Source organism: Beijerinckia sp. 28-YEA-48, from assembly GCF_900104955.1.
GTDB lineage: Bacteria > Pseudomonadota > Alphaproteobacteria > Rhizobiales > Beijerinckiaceae > Terripilifer.
The window spans coordinates 4,294,446-4,310,357 of record NZ_FNSI01000001.1; the positions used below are offsets into that span (position 1 = coordinate 4,294,446).

A 15,912-nucleotide genomic window follows, 5' to 3' on the forward strand; every position below is an offset into this window, starting at 1 on the left:
GCGTTGTATCAACCGGCGCGCAGGCGGCGCCAGGCCACCAGAGCAAAGATGACCAGCAGTGTCACCGCTAGGCCGAACCAGGTGAACGCGTAGGACAGATGATCGTTGTGGATGTTGACGGTGGTGGCGCCGCCGCGCAACACCGCACCCTGGGCATTCGGATCGGCATCGAGCGAAAAAACCGCCGCGTCGTTCAAGCCCAAAGCCTTGGCGATGGCCGGCGGATCGCGCGTGTACCAAGTGTGCTGCGCCGGATCGTCTGATGGCGTGAACATGTTGCGGTCTTCCGGCCAGCGCAACACACCCGACAGAGTGACGTTGCCTGTCACCTGATCGGCCACACGCTGCGCCGGATCGCGCAGACGCTCCGGCACGAAGCCGCGATTGACGAGAATCGAGCCGCCGCTTTCAAGCCTTAGCGGCGTCAATACATAGAAGCCCGCTTCGCCCAGGCCGGAACCTGCGGTGCGAAAGACAAAGGCTTCCTTGTCGTGATCGAAAACACCTTTCACCGTCACGTGCCGGTATTCGTCCGCAGCCTGTGACAGCGAAGACCAAGACGACGGCAAAGGCTGCGGCGGCGCGTTGAGACGTTCGGCGATCTGGGCGAGCAGCCCTTCCTTCCAAGCCAGCCGCTGCAATTGCCAGAAGCCCAGCGACATCAGGAACGCAAAAGCGGCCAGAGCGAATACCGCCGGCAGCAGGAGCGAGCGGGCGCGCATCGCCCGGTCAGCACTCATGGCTCGAGACGGCCCTGTTCCGCCTTGTTGCGATATTGCAGGGCGACGAGCAGCCCCTTCAGCGGTCGCAACAGACCGAGGCAGACGATGAGCGTCAGCGGCATGAAGATCACCATATGAACCCAGAACGGCGGCTCGTAATTCAGTTCCGTCCACAGTGCCGCGCCGAGCACGAGAAAGCCCGCGAACAAGGTGACGAAAACCGCCGGACCATCGCCGGAATCCGCGAATTTATAGTCGAGCCCGCAGGCGTCGCATTTCGGCGCCAGATTGATGAAGCTGGTGAACAGCCGACCTTGCCCACAGCGAGGGCAGCGCCCAGCGAGCCCGGTCGAATACGGCGACTGCGGCGGATAGTGCCCGTCAAAATCCATCTCGACCTCCGAAACAGAAAGGGCGGCTCAGCGCCGCCCTTGTTGTTATGTCAGCGCCGGCTTTAGTGCCCGGCGATCGGGGCGCCGTGATTGCCCCAGACATAGATGCAGCAGAACAGGAACAGCCACACCACGTCGACGAAGTGCCAATACCAGGCGGCGAATTCGAAGCCGAGATGCTGTGTCGGTGTAAAATGGCCGGCATAGGTGCGGAACAGGCAGACCAGCAGGAAGATGGTGCCGACCAGCACGTGGAACCCGTGGAAGCCCGTCGCCATGAAGAAGGTGGCGCCGTAGATCGAATCCTTGAAGCCAAACGGCGCGTGCGCATATTCATACGCCTGCACGCAGGTGAAGATGGCGCCGAGGATGACCGTCAGCCACAGGCCCTTCTTGAGACCATCGCGATCGCCATGCAGCAACGCGTGATGCGCCCAGGTGACGGTGGTGCCCGACGTCAGCAGGATCAGCGTGTTAAGAAGCGGCAGATGCCAGGGATCGAACACTTCGATGCCCTTCGGCGGCCAGACACCGCCGAGGAATTCGGCGCGCGCCACCTGATGCGCCTCGTTCGGGAACAGGCTGGCATCGAAGAACGCCCAGAACCACGCCACGAAGAACATCACCTCGGAGGCGATGAACATGATCATGCCGTAGCGATGATGAATCTGCACGACGCGGGTATGGAAACCGCCTTGCGCCTCGCGCGTCACGTCGGCCCACCAGGCGGCCATGACGTAGAGGATGCCGATAAAGCCGACGCCCGCGATATAGGGCCCGAGCTTCAGGCCGAACATCATCATGCCCTTCATCCACATGATGGCGCCGACCGCCGACAGGAAAGCCGAGATCGAGCCGATCAGCGGCCATGGGCTCGGATCGACGAGGTGATAATCGTGGTTCGGTTTGGCGTGGCCGTCAGCCATGAGCGTCCTCGTTGGGTCGTAGATGGTCTTAGATGATCTTGTTAGAGATTGGCCTTATCCGCTTCCTTCGCCGCCGCAACGGGCGACTTCTGGCGGACGGGCATGAACGTGTACGACAGGGTCAGGCTCTGCACCTGTCTCATCGTCTCTTCTTTTTCGAGCGCCGGATCGAGATAGAACACGACGGGCATATCCATGCTCTCGCCGGGGCCGAGTGTCTGTTCGGTGAAGCAGAAGCAGGAGATCTTGTTGAAGAAGCCGCCGACCTGGTCAGGCGCGACATTGTAAGTGGCGATGCCCGTCACCGGCTTATCGGAGCGGTTGACCGCCTTGTAGAACACCGTCGCGGTTTCGCCCGTGCGCAGCCGCATCTGGCCGATCTCGGGTTCGAAGGTCCACGGGATGCCACCGCCGACATTGGCGTCAAAGCGCACGGTCAGCGTGCGTTCGCCAAGACCTGTTGCCGGCCCTTGGGCAATGATCGGGGTACCGCCGAAACCGGTGGTCTTGCAGAACATTTCATAGAGCGGCACAGCGGCAAACGACATGCCGAGCATGAACAACGAGGTGCCAGTAACGGCAATCGCAATGCGGCGATGCGCCCGCGCCTGCGGCGACTTGCTCTGAGTCTTGCTTTGCTTTGGGTCGTCCGGAAGTTCGCTCATAGCTTTTCCTACAACGGCCGATCGAACACGCCCGCGCCAAGCTTGGCCCAGGTGATGACGTAGAACAGCAAGGCGACGAAGCCGATGGTCAGGCCCAAAGCCAGATTGCGCGCGCGGCGGCGCTTCTCCTGCTCAGGCGTGAGCCGGATACCGGGAGGATTGTCGTTCTGGGCGGGTTGATCAACCATGGCGCTCACTCAGAATCCCCATCGGGCGAGACAATTCTCGACGACGACGACGGCGAAGAGAACGAAAAGATAGAGAATCGAGAAACCGAAAAGCTGCATGGCGGCCCGATCGGCCGAGGCACCGGTGCGCACAAGCCAGACCCGCACGGCGAGCGCCAGCATGGCGAGCCCCGCCACCGCCGCGATAACACCATAGACCGGCGAGGCGAAACCGAAGAACCAAGGCGACACGCCGAGCGGCGCCAGCAGAATCGTGTAGAGAAGAATTTCGAGCCGCGTGTGATCCGGCCCTTTGACATTCGGCATCATCGGCACGCCGGCGGCGGCGTAATCCTTCGACTTGACCAGCGCCAACGCCCAGAAATGCGGCGGCGTCCAGATGAAGATGATGGCGAAGAGAAGAACGCTCGACAGGCTGACGCTGCCCGTGGCGGCCGCATAGGCGACAACCGGCGGAAAAGCACCGGCGGCGCCGCCAATGACGATGTTCTGCGGCGTCGAACGCTTCAGCCACATCGAATAGATGACGGCATAAAAGAAGATGGTGAAGGCGAGCAGGCTCGCCGCCAGCCAGTTGGTGGCGATGCCGAGCAGAACGACCGAGAACGCCGACAGGATGAGACCGAACGCCAGGGCTTCGCCCGGCTGCACCCGGCCCGAGGGGATCGGCCGGGTTTTCGTGCGGCTCATCACCGCGTCGATATCGGCGTCGTACCACATGTTCAACGCGCCCGAGGCGCCAGCGCCGATGGCGATGGCGAGAAGCGCGGTGAAGCCCAGCACCGGATTGATCTTGACCGGAGCGATCAGCAGGCCAGCGAGCGCCGTGAAGACGACCAGTGACATGACGCGCGGCTTGAGCAGCGCGAAATAGTCGCCCGGGCCCGCCAGCGACACGAGCGCAGGATCGAAACCGTTCTGGTCGCTGACGAGACTCATTTACTCAACCTGCTGCGCGCAATGGCGCTTTGCCTAAAGGAGGTCGGCCCAAGGGGGGCCGACTTATTAGTGGTCCGAGCCGGTGATACGCGGCAACGTCTCATACTGATGGAACGGCGGCGGCGACGGCAGCGTCCATTCCAGCGTGGTGGCGCCTTCGCCCCACGGATTGGCACCGGCGGGGATCTTACGCGCGAACGTCTGCCAGACGATGTAGAGGAACAGCAGCACGCTCAGACCGGAAATGTAGGAGCCGTAGGACGACACCTCATTCCACAGCAGGAACGCATCCGGGTAGTCGACGTAACGACGCGGCATGCCGGCGAGGCCGAGGAAATGCTGCGGGAAGAACGTCAGGTTGACGCCGATGAACATCATCCAGAAGTGAATCTTGCCGAGCGTCTCGTTGTACATGTAGCCCGACATTTTCGGGAACCAGTAGTAGAACGCGGCGAAGATCGAGAACACGGCGCCCAGCGACAGCACGTAGTGGAAGTGCGCGACGACATAATAGGTTTCGTGCAACTGACGGTCGATACCGGCATTGGCCAGCACGACGCCGGTGACGCCACCGACCGTGAACAGGAAGATGAAGCCGATCGCCCAGATCATCGGCAGACGGAAGGTGATGGAGCCGCCCCACATGGTGGCGATCCACGAGAAGATCTTCACGCCCGTCGGAACCGCGATGACCATGGTCGCGAACACGAAGTAACGCTGCGTGTTGAGCGACAGGCCGACCGTGTACATGTGGTGAGCCCACACGACGAAGCCGACGAAGCCGATGGCGACCATCGCATAGGCCATGCCGAGGTAGCCGAAGATCGGCTTCCGCGAGAAGGTCGAGACGATGTGGCTGACGATGCCGAAGCCGGGCAGAATCAGGATGTACACTTCCGGGTGACCGAAGAACCAGAACAGATGCTGGAACAGGATCGGGTCGCCGCCGCCTTCCGGATTGAAGAAGGTGGTGCCGAAGTTACGATCGGTCAGCAGCATGGTGATGCCACCGGCGAGAACCGGCAGGGACAGAACCAGCAGGAAGGCCGTGATCAGCACCGACCAGGCAAACAGCGGCATGCGGTGCAGGGTCATGCCCGGCGCGCGCATGTTGAAGATGGTGGTGATGAAGTTGATGGCGCCGAGGATCGAGGACGCGCCAGCCAAATGCAGCGACAGAATGACGAAATCCATCGCCGGGCCGGGGTGACCAGCATTGGACGACAGCGGCGGATACATCACCCAGCCACCGCCGAAACCGTGCATGCCCGGCGGACCATCGACGAACATCGAGATCAGGAGCAGCGAGAACGACGCCGGCAGCAGCCAGAACGAGATGTTGTTCATCCGCGGGAAGGCCATGTCGGGCGCGCCGATCATCAGCGGCACGAACCAGTTACCGAAGCCGCCGATCAGCGCCGGCATGACCATGAAGAAGATCATGATGACGCCGTGGCCGGTGATGAACACGTTGTAGAGATGCTTGGCGTGATCGAGCGAACCGTCGCCCGTCAGCATCTTGGAAATCCACGGGAAGATGTGGACGCCAGTGCCCGCGAGTTCGGCACGCATGGCGATAGACAGCGCCGTACCGATGAGGCCGGCGAAGATCGCGAAGATCAGATAGAGCGTGCCGATGTCTTTATGGTTGGTCGAATACAACCAGCGCCGCCAGCCTGTCGGCAGCGGGTGCGCATCGTCATGATGGTCGTCGTGGGTGGCTGCGTGAGTTGCCATGTTCGTATTCCTTGAAAACCTTCGACTACATCAAGCTGTGGCGCGATCAGTTACCCACGGCCGCCGCGAGGCGGACCGGAGATTCAACTTCTGCGAATTTCTTCTGACCTTCGGCAAGCCAGGTCTTGTAAGCCTCTTCGCTGACCACGCGGAACACGATCGGCATATAGGCGTGGTCCTTGCCGCAGAGCTTGGAGCACTGACCGTAGTAGATGCCTTCCTTCTCGGCCTTGAACCAGGTCTCGTTCAGACGACCGGGCACCGCGTCGATACGCACGCCGAAGGCGGGAACGACGAACGAATGAATGATGCCGACCACATCAGCGGTGACCTGCATGCGGATGATCTTGTTGACCGGAACGACCGCTTCATTGTCGACGTCGAGGAGGCGCAGCTTGCCGGGGGCGAGCGTGTCCTGATCGAGCAGGCGCGACTGGAACTCGAAACCGCCGCCTTCATCCTTCGGATAGGAGTAGGTCCAGGCCCAGGACGCGTTGCCGGTGACTTTCACCGTCATGTCCGCATCGGGAATGATGAGCTGGTGGTTGAGCAGACGGAACGACGGGATGGCGATACCGAGCAAAATCAGCACCGGCAGGACCGTCCAAGCCACTTCCAGGAGCGCATGGTGCGTCGTCTTCGACGGCACCGGGTTGGCCTTAGCGTTGAACTTAACGACGATGTAGATGAGCAGCGCCAAAACGAACAGGCAGATCACCGTGATGATCGGCAGCAGGATGGCGTTGTGGAAGAAATCGATCTCGTGACCGATCACAGTCACCGATTCCGGCAGGCTCATCCCACCGGGGCGCGGAGCGCCAACGAAACCCTGCGCCAGCGCCGGCCAAGCCGCAGTCATTGCCCCGATCGCGGCCAAAGATCCTGCGACTGACCGGAGCACGCCTGCGCGGAAAATTCTTGATGTCATGAAAGTCGCCGCTCCCGTCAAAACGAATGACGATTTACAGCCTGTCAGTCGAGCCGGCAAACCGCCAGCGGCCCATCAGGCAAACCCCTGGAGCCAAACGATTGCCACGGCTCCTTTGGATCGGTTCCAACCACAATCCGCCAGCGAGCGCAACACAGCGATCCGTGCGGCATAAGGGCGCGTAAATTTTATGCTCTGCGGCGGACATAGCCAGGTGCTTGGCCAGGTGCTTGTTAAGGCGCTTGTTGTGACCGTCCGAATCGGCTTCCGTGATTGCCTTGGGCGGCGCGGCCTTCGATAATCGCCGGCAACGTGATTCGGCCGTTTTTCTGTGTTCAGCCGTTCGCAGAAAGCCTGTGCCTGGAGACTTTATGACTGCCCCAACGCCCGTTCGGCCAAGTTCCGCTCGCTTGATTCCGACTCACCAGATCTCGACTCGCCTGGTTCGGAGCGCGCTTGGCGCCCTCGCCCTGATCGTTCTCGGTTCCCAGGCGATGGCGCAGCCCGTCGTGCGCGGCAAGCATGGCGACTGGGAGATGCGCTGCGAGACCCCGACGGGTGCCAGCCGTGAGCAATGCGCTTTAATTCAATCGGTTGCGGCCGAAGACAAGCCCAATATGAACCTTGTCGTCATCGTGCTGAAGACCGCCGACGGCAAGTCCCGGCTGCTGCGCGTGATCGCGCCACTGGGCGTGTTGCTGCCCGCCGGGCTCGGCCTGAACATCGACCAGGCCGACAAGGGCCGCGCCGGCTTCGTCCGCTGCATCCCGTCTGGCTGCATTGCCGAAGTGGTGATGGACGACAAGCTGTTGGAAGAAATGCGCAACGGCAAGACGGCCACGTTCATCGTCTTCGAGACGCCCGAACAAGGGACCGGAATACCATTAACCTTAACAGGGTTTAAAGACGGCTACGAAAAGCTCCCCTAATGATGCTCGTTTTTGGGACTATCTATTTGATCTGAAATAGACTCCCACGATGAGCAAAGCGTCCTGCCCGGAACCATCCACACCGTTATGCCGCCACGCGCCGGGTAGCCAGTCGCCCGATCTTAAGATATTTCTCGCCGAAATGACGGTCGCAATGACCAGCGCTTGGCCCCAAACCGGGCCGAACCAGTGCAGCGTAACGGAGTAAGGACATGCGTCAGGCAACAACAGCGGCCCGGACTTTGCGGTTTTCGCTGGCACTGGCAGCATTTGGGGTGCTTTCCGGCTGTGCTGGCGGCGGCAGCGGCGATCCGGCCGATTCGATCGGCAATGTCCTCGCCCGTGGCGCCTTCGGCGGCGTCAAGGAGCAGCCCGTCGATCCGCGGCCGCAGACCGAAGCTGAGGTCACCTGCCCCACCGTGGACGTTCGGGAAGGTGGCGCCGCCTATCGCGCCTATGCCGGCGGCCAGTCCAACGAATCGCTGCGTTACCAATATTCGCTCGGCGAAGTGGTGCGTGATTGCCGCGTTGTCGGCGGCCAGATTCTGATCAAGGTCGGCGTCGAAGGTAAGGTCCTGCTCGGCCCCGCCGGCCAGGCGTCGAACTTCACCGTGCCGGTTTATGTCGGGGTGCGCGCCGAAAACGGCGAAAAGATCGTCACCAGCAAGCTCTATAATGCCTCCGTCTCGATCCCGTCAGGCCAGAGCCAGGGGGCATTCACGCTCGTTACCGACGAATTGTCGGTGCCCTATCTGCGTGAGGGCGCCAATGAAGATTATTTGATCTTCGTCGGCTTCGAGAATCCCGGCCGCAACGCCCCCGCGCACCGCACGGCGCGCCGCCGGCATTGATCGCCACAAAGACGCGTCAAAACAAAGATCCCAGGCAAAGTTGCGTTTCTGACGAAACGCAACTTGCTTTGATGGGCAGCTGCCCCCAGCATTTTAGCGCTTCCGTCAAAATTCTGCCCACCGCGAATTGACAGGCGGCCGCGCTCGGCTACTTTGCCACCGTCAGATCAAGACCCTCCGCGGAAGAGTCCGAATCGGTGCAAACCGTTTCGGCGCCGAAGGCGCAACCGCCCCGGAAACGCTCAGGCCAATGGACCGCGCGAGGGATGACACTCTGGAAAGCGACACGCCACGATAGGCGGGTCCACCGACGGGCGTAACCGGCGGTCGCGCAAGCGACGCGGGAAATCTCTCAGGTCACCGGACAGAGGGGGCGCAGGATCGAGGTCCAAGGTGGGCTCGATCGTGCGTCGTACTCCTGTTGAGGTGTTTCCGGGCATGTCCACTGACGTCAAGCATACGCCGCTTCATGGTCTTCATCAGGCGCTCGGCGCCCGAATGGCGGCTTTCGCTGGCTATGACATGCCGATCCAATATGCGACGGGGATCCTCACCGAACACAATTGGACGCGCAGCAGCGCCGGCCTGTTCGATGTCTCGCACATGGGCCAGGCCTTTCTCGTCGGCCCCGATCACGACACCACGGCCGCCGCGCTGGAAGCGCTCTGCCCCGCCGACGTGCGCAGCCTGACGCCGGGCCAGCAGCGCTATTCGCAGTTCCTCAATGCGGACGGCGGCATTCTCGATGACTTCATGGTGGCGCGCCCCATCGCCGGCGACGGTACGTTGGCGCTCGTCGTCAACGCCGGCCGCAAGGACGAGGATTACCGCCACCTCGAATCATCTCTGCCCAAATCCGTCCGCCTGGTGACGCGCGACGATCGCGCCTTGCTAGCGCTGCAGGGGCCGCTCGCCGTTGACGTGGTGACGAGCCTCGGCGGCATCGCGGCCGACATGCTTTTCATGACGGCGCGGCCACTTACCATCAGCGGCATTGCCTGCGAGGCGTCGCGCTCGGGCTATACGGGCGAGGACGGCTTCGAAATTTCCGTGCCCGCCGATCGCGCCGCCGACCTGTGGACGCTGCTCACCGCCGATGCACGGGTAAAGCCAATCGGCCTGGGCGCACGCGATTCGTTGCGGCTCGAAGCCGGGCTCTGCCTCTACGGCCACGACATCGACGAGACCACCTCGCCGATCGAAGCAGCGCTTGCCTGGTCGATCGCCAAGCGTCGCCGCGAAGACGGTGGTTTTCCGGGCGCGGAACGAATCAAACGTGAAATCGCTGAAGGCCCCCGCCGCAAGCGCGTCGGCCTGACCCTCGAGGGCCGCCAACCGGTGCGCGAGGGCGCCGAGATTCTCGCCGGCGGCAGCGCGACCGGCATCGTCACCTCAGGCACATTCTCGCCAAGCCTCAATCGCCCCATCGCTATGGGCTATGTCGCGACCAACAATGCCGCCAAAGGCGTGGCGCTTGACATTCTGGTGCGCGGCAAGGCGCTGCCCGCGCAAACCGCAACCATGCCTTTCGTTCCCCATCGCTACAAACGCTGACTTAAGGAGCCACCCGTGAGCACCACTTATTACACGCAGGATCACGAATATATTCGCGTCGACGGCGACATCGGCATTGTCGGCATCAGCGACCACGCGCAACAGCAATTGGGCGACATCGTCTTCGTCGAACTGCCGGCATCGGGCAAGATCGTCGGCAAGGGTGAGCAGACCGCCGTCGTCGAAAGCGTCAAAGCGGCGAGCGAGATCTATGCGCCTGTCGGCGGCGAGGTGATCGAGATCAACAGCGCGCTGGAAAGCGAACCAGCGGCGGTCAACGAAGACGCTGCCGGCAAGGGCTGGTTTCTCAAGCTCCGCATCAAGGACCAAAACGAGCTCGCCGGCCTGATGGATGAAGCGGCCTATGCCGCTTTCGTCAAAACCCTCGATTAATCAGAGAGTCTCCCATGCGCTTTCTGCCGCTGACCCCAGACAACCGCGCCGAGATGCTGCTGCGCATCGGCGCTGCCGGCATCGACGATCTTTATGGCGATGTGCCGCGCGACAAACTGCTTGCCAAAGCACCCGATCTGCCGCGCCACGCTTCGGAAATCGAAGTCGAGCGCGCCTTGGGGCGCATGGCCGAACGCAATATCGACGCCGGATCGGCGCCGTTCTTTGTGGGCTGCGGCGCCTACAAGCATCATATTCCAGCCAGCGTCGATCACCTGATCCAGCGCTCGGAATTTCTGACCAGCTACACGCCTTATCAGCCGGAAATCGCCCAGGGCACGTTGCAGATGCTGTTCGAATTCCAGACGCAGGTGGCTTCGCTCACCGGCATGGAGGTCGCCAATGCCTCCATGTATGACGGCTCGACCGGCTGCGCCGAAGCCGTGCTGATGGCGCATCGGCTGACCAAGCGCAAACGCACCGTGCTCTCCGGCGGCCTGCATCCGCATTATGGCGAGGTGGTGCGCACCATTTCACGCATGGCCTCCGACGATGTGGTCAGCCTGGCAGCCGATCCGACAGCGACAGAGAATATTCTCGACCAGATCGACGGCACGACCTCCTGCGTCGTCGTGCAATCACCCGATGTCTTCGGCAATCTGCGCGATCTCAGGCCGATCGCCGCCAAATGCCAGGCACAGGGCGCACTGCTGATCGCCGTATTCACTGAAGTCGTGTCCCTGGGCCTCGTCGAAGCGCCCGGCGCCATGGGTGCCGACATCGTCGTTGGCGAAGGACAGTCGATCGGCAACGGGCTGAATTTCGGCGGGCCCTATGTCGGCTTGTTCGCCACGCGGCAGAAGTTCGTGCGCCAGATGCCGGGCCGCCTCGCCGGCGAGACCCGCGATGCGGAAGGACGGCGCGGCTTCGTGCTGACGCTCTCGACGCGCGAACAACATATCCGACGCGAGAAGGCGACCTCGAACATCTGCACCAATTCGGGCCTGTGCGCCTTGGCCTTCTCGATCCATATGAGCCTGCTCGGTCAGGCCGGGCTGAAGAAGCTGGCGCGGGTCAATCATGCCAATGCGGTGCAACTCGCCGATCTTCTGGCGCGCGTGCCCAATGTCAGCGTGCTCAACGATGCGTTCTTCAATGAGTTCACTATTCGCATCAAAGGCAATGCGGCGCGGGTGATCGAGGATCTGGCGGAGCGTGGCGTTTTGGGCGGCGTGCCGTTCTCACGCCTGGCGCCACGCGCCGGGCTGGATGATCTCATCGTCATCGCTTCCACTGAAATGAACACCAATGCCGACCGGGCTGCCTTGGCCGCCGCGCTGAAAGGACTGATGTGATGTTGAACACGCACGGACGCCCCACCCATGCTGGCGACATCGGCGTCGTCGGGCGCAACACCTTCAGCCGCAACCGCGCCTTGCAGATGGAAGAGGCGCTGATCTTCGAGACCGGCCACCTCGAAACCACCGGCCTCGATCTGGAAGAACCCGGCGATTTCACGCCGCGCCTGGGCGAGCACGAACGCACGAGCGAGATCGGCCTGCCCGGCCTCAGCGAGCCAGAGACCATGCGGCACTATGTGCGGCTGTCGCAGAAGAATTACGCCATCGACGCCGGGCTCTATCCGCTCGGCTCCTGCACGATGAAACACAATCCGCGCCTGAACGAGAAACTGGCGCGCCTGCCGGGCCTCGGCGATATCCATCCGCTGCAGCCGCAATCAACCGTGCAGGGCGCGCTCGAGCTGATTGAAACGCTGGCGCATTGGCTGATGACATTAACCGGCATGCCGGCGGTCGCCATGTCGCCGAAGGCCGGCGCCCATGGCGAGGCCTGCGGCATGATGGCGATCAAGGCCGCCATCGCGGCGCGTGGCGAAGGCGCGACGCGCAATGTCGTCCTCGTGCCCGACAGCGCCCACGGCACCAATCCGGCCACCGCAGCGCTGATCGGCTATCACGTGCGCGCCATCCCGGCACGCGACGACGGCCGGGTGAGCGCGCAAGCCGTGCGCGATGCACTGGGCCCGGATGTGGCGGCGATCATGCTCACCAATCCCAACACCTGCGGCCTGTTCGAAACCGAAATCGTCGAGATCGCTGCGGCGGTGCATGAGGCCGGCGCTTATTTCTATTGCGACGGCGCCAATTTCAACGCCATCGTCGGCAAGGTGCGGCCGGGCGATCTCGGCATCGACGCCATGCATATCAATCTGCATAAAACCTTCTCGACGCCCCATGGCGGCGGTGGCCCGGGCGCTGGCCCTGTCGTGCTGTCGGCGGCGCTGGCGCCATTCGCACCGGTGCCATTCATCCATAAGGACGGCGAAACGCTACGCCTCGTCGAGGATGCGGAAGGCACCGAGAGTTTTGGCCGCATGACCGCCTTCCATGGCCAGATGGGCATGTTCGTGCGGGCGCTGTCTTACGCCATGTCACACGGCTCGGACGGCTTGCGGCAGGCGTCAGAGGATGCGGTGCTGAACGCCAATTACATCCGCGCCTGCCTCGCCGATCTGATGTCGCAGCCGTTCGGCGATCACTTCTGCATGCATGAGGCACTGTTCGACGACCGTTGGCTGAAAGACACCGGCATCACCACGCTCGATTTCGCCAAGGCGATGATCGACGAGGGCTATCATCCGATGACGATGTATTTCCCGCTGGTCGTGCATGGCGCGATGTTGATCGAGCCAACCGAATCGGAATCGAAGGCGTCGCTCGATCTGTTCATCATGACCATGCGTGACCTGGCCATGAGCGCACGCAATGGCGAGGCCGAGCGCTTCTCCGGCGCGCCCTATCTGGCGCCGCGCCGCAGGCTCGACGAAACGCTGGCTGCACGCCAGCCGGTGCTGCGCTGGCAGCCGCCGGCCGTGGCTGTGGCGGCGGAATAGATAGAAGCGGAGGGGCGTGGCTATCGCGCCCCTCCGCTCTTCCAATCAGCCCCGTTGATCTTTCCGTCAGCGCTCCGCAGCCGGCTGTGGTTGCCGTGTCGTTATATTGAAGTCGGCGGCTCGCAGGATATCGGCCGCATCATCGAGGGGCGGGTAGATGCGTTGTTGATTGGTCCGGCGTTTGTGTGCCTTGGCGGCTTCACCTGTCTTCTCGACCACTCGCTCCCATCCATTGGTTAAAACGGCGCCCGCGCCACCCAGGTCGAGACATGTCGCATAGGGCGAGGTCTTGAATTCAACGGGATCGAGGCCGAGAAGGCCAGCTGCCGCGTTGTAGCCTGCGTACTTTCCCATCGGAATGGCATGCTGGCAGCTCGGAAGAACATAGTGTCCCTCTTCCGCCCGTGCCGCAGCGGTATCGCCAGCCACGTAGATGGATGGATCAGTCGGAATTTTCAGATAGTCATCGACAAAGATACGGCCGATCTTATCGCGCTCGGCCTCGATGAATTGAGTCAATGGGCTCGCAAAAATACCTGCCGTCCAGACAACAGTCTGCGTTGGAATACGGGCACCATCATCAAACTCGACAGAATCAGCTGAAACGGCGGCGACTTTCGCATCCAGTTTAAGCTCGACGTTCAATTCATTCAGAGCCGCCAGAATGGTTGGCCGAGGACCACTCCCCAATTCGGGGCCCACCACCGGTGCGACATCGACCAGAACGACGCGCACTTCCGAGCTTGCATCGAGGCGGGCGGCAATCGCGCGCAGTCGCTCCACCAGTTCGGTTGCGATCTCAAGACCGGTAAAGCCAGCTCCGACGACAACTGCGGTGAACCGCCCGACGCCCCGCGGCAACTGGTGAATATGACGATCAAGCGCGATGGCGCCCTCCATCGTGTCGACATCGTGCAAATAGCCTGCGCCCGCGAACCCGGGCCGCTGAATTTGGCTGCCGCTTGCCAGCACGAGTTTTCGATAGACTATCTGCGTCTTTTTTCCCTCAACGCTTGCAAGCGTTATGGCCTTGGCCTTTTGATCGATCTCAATGACGCTCGCATCGATCTTATTGACGTCGATCGGCTTTAAGATTCGCGCCAAGGGCACAGCCATGTTCTGCGGCTCTGCTTCATAGAGGCGCGGACGCATCACGAGATCGCGCCCCGGACAAGCGAGAGCGATTGAGAACTGTCCGCTGTTTTTCTGCCTCAGTCGCGCCGCGGACGCCGCAGCCCAAACGCCGGCGAAACCACCACCGACGACCAGAATATCCGTCATGCTTTCATCAGTCATTTCATCACCATGAGAGAACGATCATTGAAACGAGGGTTTGGCTAAAAGTGCTGTCCACCATCGAGCCGGGGGGTTGACGCAAACAACATGAGCGCGCTTACGCAGCTGACCGCGCAGACTCCAACCATGTAGAGCGACACCAAAAAAGACGATGGATCGATGGCAAATAGAGACGTTGCGAGAAGCGGCGACATGCCTCCCAAGATGGACGCCACACCTAATGTCCAGCCCATCCCGGAGTAGCGGACAGCGGCCGGAAACAGATCGGCCAATATGCTTCCCTGCAGGGCATGAGTAATCGGGAACACCGCGCCCATGCCCATCAACGTGAGAAAGACAACCGTCGGATTCTTTGTATTGAGGAGCGGAAAATACGCCGCAGCCGCTACAATCAGGATCAACGTTCCGATGATGAAAATCGAACGTCGACCATTTCGATCAGCCCATCGACCCCAGATCGGAATGCAGATGAACCAAAGGATGCTGCCGCAGGTCACTCCCAGAAGAAGCATTGAGCGATCGAGATTAAGCGCCGCCGTGCCATAGGAGAGCGAAAATACGCTCCAGACGTAGGAAACCGTGGACGCCGAACAGATCGCTAGCGCCGTGAGAATGATCCTGAACCAATTATTCCTAAGCGCTTCGATCCCCGGCGCGGAAACAATCTCCCGCTTCTTCTTGGCCCTAAGAAAGTGCGGCGTTTCGGCGATTCTCAAACGGATCACCAGCCCGAATGCAACGAGAATGAAACTCAGAAGAAACGGAATGCGCCATGCCCAGCTGGTGAATGTTTCCGGCGAAGTGACCGCCGTCGTCGTGAAGAATGCCAGATTGGCCAGCACCGTCCCAGCCGGGACACCCATCTGCGGAAAGCTGCCATAGAAGTTCATGCGGTGCGCCGATGAATGCTCGACTGAAATAAGGACCGCTCCTCCCGTTTCGCCGCCCAACGCAATACCCTGCAGAAGTCGCAGCCCCACGAGCAAAATCGGAGCTGCTATTCCAATCGTTTCATAAGTCGGGAGAAGACCAATGAAAGCTGTCGAGCCGCCCATGATGAGCATCGATACGATCAGTGTTTCCTTGCGGCCGAGTTTGTCGCCGAAATGACCGAAAATGAGCCCGCCAACGGGGCGGGCGGCAAATCCGACGACATAAGCGGCAAAAGCCGCAAGTGTTCCGGCCACCGGATCAAGGCCTGGAAAGAACTGCTTGTTGAAGATCAGCGCTGCGGCCGTCCCATACAGAATGAAATCATACCATTCGATAGTTGCCCCTATAAGACTGGCGGCGGCCACGCCTGACATGTTTTGTGTCGGCGGACCTGCGACCCTCACTTCAGACGCGACGTCGGTCGCGCTCGATTCTGACATTTCTCCCACCCTCTCCTCCAAATTCTAGATATCTTATATCTAGAATAATCTGGATGGCCAGTATCCAGGTTGCAACTATTGTTTTCGGGATATATTTATTGCCGG

The 15,912-nt window shown here is 61.3% G+C and carries 16 protein-coding genes and 1 riboswitch; of the genes, 6 read left to right on the plus strand and 10 right to left on the minus strand.

Annotated features, from left to right (window positions below; genetic code table 11):
- Positions 1–8: 8 nt before the first annotated feature.
- The 8 genes from BLW50_RS20135 to coxB form a co-directional block, all read right to left on the minus strand.
- A complete protein-coding gene (locus tag BLW50_RS20135; protein ID WP_170850266.1) occupies positions 9–740 on the minus strand; it encodes an SURF1 family protein in 732 nt (243 codons plus the stop codon).
- Positions 737–1,114, minus strand: coding sequence for a DUF983 domain-containing protein (locus BLW50_RS20140; RefSeq protein WP_090705847.1), 378 nt, complete (start codon positions 1,112–1,114; stop codon positions 737–739). Before BLW50_RS20140 ends, BLW50_RS20135 begins: the two co-directional genes overlap by 4 nt.
- A 62-nt stretch (positions 1,115–1,176) precedes the next feature.
- A complete protein-coding gene (locus BLW50_RS20145; protein WP_090705849.1) occupies positions 1,177–2,040 on the minus strand; it encodes a cytochrome c oxidase subunit 3 in 864 nt (287 codons plus the stop codon).
- 41 nt (positions 2,041–2,081) lie between these two features.
- Entirely contained in the window at positions 2,082–2,705 is a 624-nt protein-coding gene (locus BLW50_RS20150) for a cytochrome c oxidase assembly protein (RefSeq protein ID WP_090705852.1), read from the minus strand.
- An 8-nt stretch (positions 2,706–2,713) separates the two neighbouring features.
- On the minus strand, positions 2,714–2,893 hold the full coding sequence (locus BLW50_RS20155) for a hypothetical protein (protein WP_090705854.1): 180 nt from the start codon (positions 2,891–2,893) through the stop codon (positions 2,714–2,716).
- Between the two features lie 9 nt (positions 2,894–2,902).
- Positions 2,903–3,832: a heme o synthase gene (locus BLW50_RS20160; protein WP_090705856.1), complete on the minus strand. Its 930-nt coding sequence runs from the start codon at positions 3,830–3,832 to the stop codon at positions 2,903–2,905.
- 66 nt (positions 3,833–3,898) lie between these two features.
- Complete coding sequence (gene ctaD, locus BLW50_RS20165) at positions 3,899–5,569, minus strand: cytochrome c oxidase subunit I (protein WP_090705859.1); 1,671 nt, start codon at positions 5,567–5,569, stop codon at positions 3,899–3,901.
- Positions 5,570–5,615: 46 nt separating this feature from the next.
- Positions 5,616–6,428 carry a cytochrome c oxidase subunit II gene (gene coxB, locus BLW50_RS20170; RefSeq protein WP_090705861.1) on the minus strand — a complete coding sequence of 271 codons (813 nt, stop codon included), beginning with the start codon at positions 6,426–6,428 and terminating at the stop codon, positions 5,616–5,618.
- Positions 6,429–6,868: 440 nt separating this feature from the next.
- Between coxB and BLW50_RS20175 the strand changes: the two genes are divergently transcribed.
- The 6 genes from BLW50_RS20175 to gcvPB all read left to right on the plus strand — a co-directional run bounded on the left by BLW50_RS20175 (position 6,869) and on the right by gcvPB (position 13,138).
- Positions 6,869–7,426: an invasion associated locus B family protein gene (locus tag BLW50_RS20175; protein ID WP_090709435.1), complete on the plus strand. Its 558-nt coding sequence runs from the start codon at positions 6,869–6,871 to the stop codon at positions 7,424–7,426.
- A 212-nt stretch (positions 7,427–7,638) separates the two neighbouring features.
- Positions 7,639–8,277: a hypothetical protein gene (locus BLW50_RS20180; RefSeq protein ID WP_139267690.1), complete on the plus strand. Its 639-nt coding sequence runs from the start codon at positions 7,639–7,641 to the stop codon at positions 8,275–8,277.
- Between the two features lie 170 nt (positions 8,278–8,447).
- Positions 8,448–8,545: riboswitch (glycine riboswitch) on the plus strand.
- Between the two features lie 170 nt (positions 8,546–8,715).
- Positions 8,716–9,831, plus strand: a complete 1,116-nt coding sequence (gene gcvT / locus BLW50_RS20185; protein WP_090705865.1) for a glycine cleavage system aminomethyltransferase GcvT — start codon at positions 8,716–8,718, stop codon at positions 9,829–9,831.
- Between the two features lie 15 nt (positions 9,832–9,846).
- Positions 9,847–10,224: a glycine cleavage system protein GcvH gene (gene gcvH / locus BLW50_RS20190; RefSeq protein ID WP_090705867.1), complete on the plus strand. Its 378-nt coding sequence runs from the start codon at positions 9,847–9,849 to the stop codon at positions 10,222–10,224.
- Between the two features lie 14 nt (positions 10,225–10,238).
- Positions 10,239–11,579 carry an aminomethyl-transferring glycine dehydrogenase subunit GcvPA gene (gene gcvPA, locus BLW50_RS20195; protein WP_090705870.1) on the plus strand — a complete coding sequence of 447 codons (1,341 nt, stop codon included), beginning with the start codon at positions 10,239–10,241 and terminating at the stop codon, positions 11,577–11,579.
- Entirely contained in the window at positions 11,579–13,138 is a 1,560-nt protein-coding gene (gene gcvPB, locus BLW50_RS20200; protein ID WP_090705873.1) for an aminomethyl-transferring glycine dehydrogenase subunit GcvPB, read from the plus strand. The genes gcvPA and gcvPB overlap by 1 nt, the downstream gene beginning before the upstream one ends.
- A gap of 66 nt (positions 13,139–13,204) precedes the next feature.
- Here gcvPB and BLW50_RS20205 read toward each other — a convergent pair whose 3' ends face one another.
- Positions 13,205–14,434, minus strand: a complete 1,230-nt coding sequence (locus BLW50_RS20205; protein ID WP_210186105.1) for an NAD(P)/FAD-dependent oxidoreductase — start codon at positions 14,432–14,434, stop codon at positions 13,205–13,207.
- A 41-nt stretch (positions 14,435–14,475) separates the two neighbouring features.
- The gene (locus BLW50_RS20210) at positions 14,476–15,807 is read right to left on the minus strand and encodes an MFS transporter (RefSeq protein ID WP_090705876.1); all 1,332 of its coding nucleotides are present in this window, start codon (positions 15,805–15,807) and stop codon (positions 14,476–14,478) included.
- Between the last annotated feature and the right edge of the window lie 105 nt (positions 15,808–15,912).

Excerpts from the sequence above, each read along its gene's own strand:
- BLW50_RS20135 (WP_170850266.1), bottom strand. The coding sequence starts at position 740 with ATGAGTGCTGACCGGGCGATGCGCGCCCGCTCGCTCCTGCTGCCGGCG.
- BLW50_RS20140 (WP_090705847.1), bottom strand. The coding sequence starts at position 1,114 with ATGGATTTTGACGGGCACTATCCGCCGCAGTCGCCGTATTCGACCGGG.
- BLW50_RS20145 (WP_090705849.1), bottom strand. The coding sequence starts at position 2,040 with ATGGCTGACGGCCACGCCAAACCGAACCACGATTATCACCTCGTCGAT.
- BLW50_RS20150 (WP_090705852.1), bottom strand. The coding sequence starts at position 2,705 with ATGAGCGAACTTCCGGACGACCCAAAGCAAAGCAAGACTCAGAGCAAG.
- BLW50_RS20155 (WP_090705854.1), bottom strand. The coding sequence starts at position 2,893 with ATGGTTGATCAACCCGCCCAGAACGACAATCCTCCCGGTATCCGGCTC.
- BLW50_RS20160 (WP_090705856.1), bottom strand. The coding sequence starts at position 3,832 with ATGAGTCTCGTCAGCGACCAGAACGGTTTCGATCCTGCGCTCGTGTCG.
- ctaD (WP_090705859.1), bottom strand. The coding sequence starts at position 5,569 with ATGGCAACTCACGCAGCCACCCACGACGACCATCATGACGATGCGCAC.
- coxB (WP_090705861.1), bottom strand. The coding sequence starts at position 6,428 with ATGACTGCGGCTTGGCCGGCGCTGGCGCAGGGTTTCGTTGGCGCTCCG.
- BLW50_RS20175 (WP_090709435.1), top strand. The coding sequence starts at position 6,869 with ATGACTGCCCCAACGCCCGTTCGGCCAAGTTCCGCTCGCTTGATTCCG.
- BLW50_RS20180 (WP_139267690.1), top strand. The coding sequence starts at position 7,639 with ATGCGTCAGGCAACAACAGCGGCCCGGACTTTGCGGTTTTCGCTGGCA.
- gcvT (WP_090705865.1), top strand. The coding sequence starts at position 8,716 with ATGTCCACTGACGTCAAGCATACGCCGCTTCATGGTCTTCATCAGGCG.
- gcvPA (WP_090705870.1), top strand. The coding sequence starts at position 10,239 with ATGCGCTTTCTGCCGCTGACCCCAGACAACCGCGCCGAGATGCTGCTG.
- gcvPB (WP_090705873.1), top strand. The coding sequence starts at position 11,579 with ATGTTGAACACGCACGGACGCCCCACCCATGCTGGCGACATCGGCGTC.
- BLW50_RS20205 (WP_210186105.1), bottom strand. The coding sequence starts at position 14,434 with ATGACTGATGAAAGCATGACGGATATTCTGGTCGTCGGTGGTGGTTTC.
- BLW50_RS20210 (WP_090705876.1), bottom strand. The coding sequence starts at position 15,807 with ATGTCAGAATCGAGCGCGACCGACGTCGCGTCTGAAGTGAGGGTCGCA.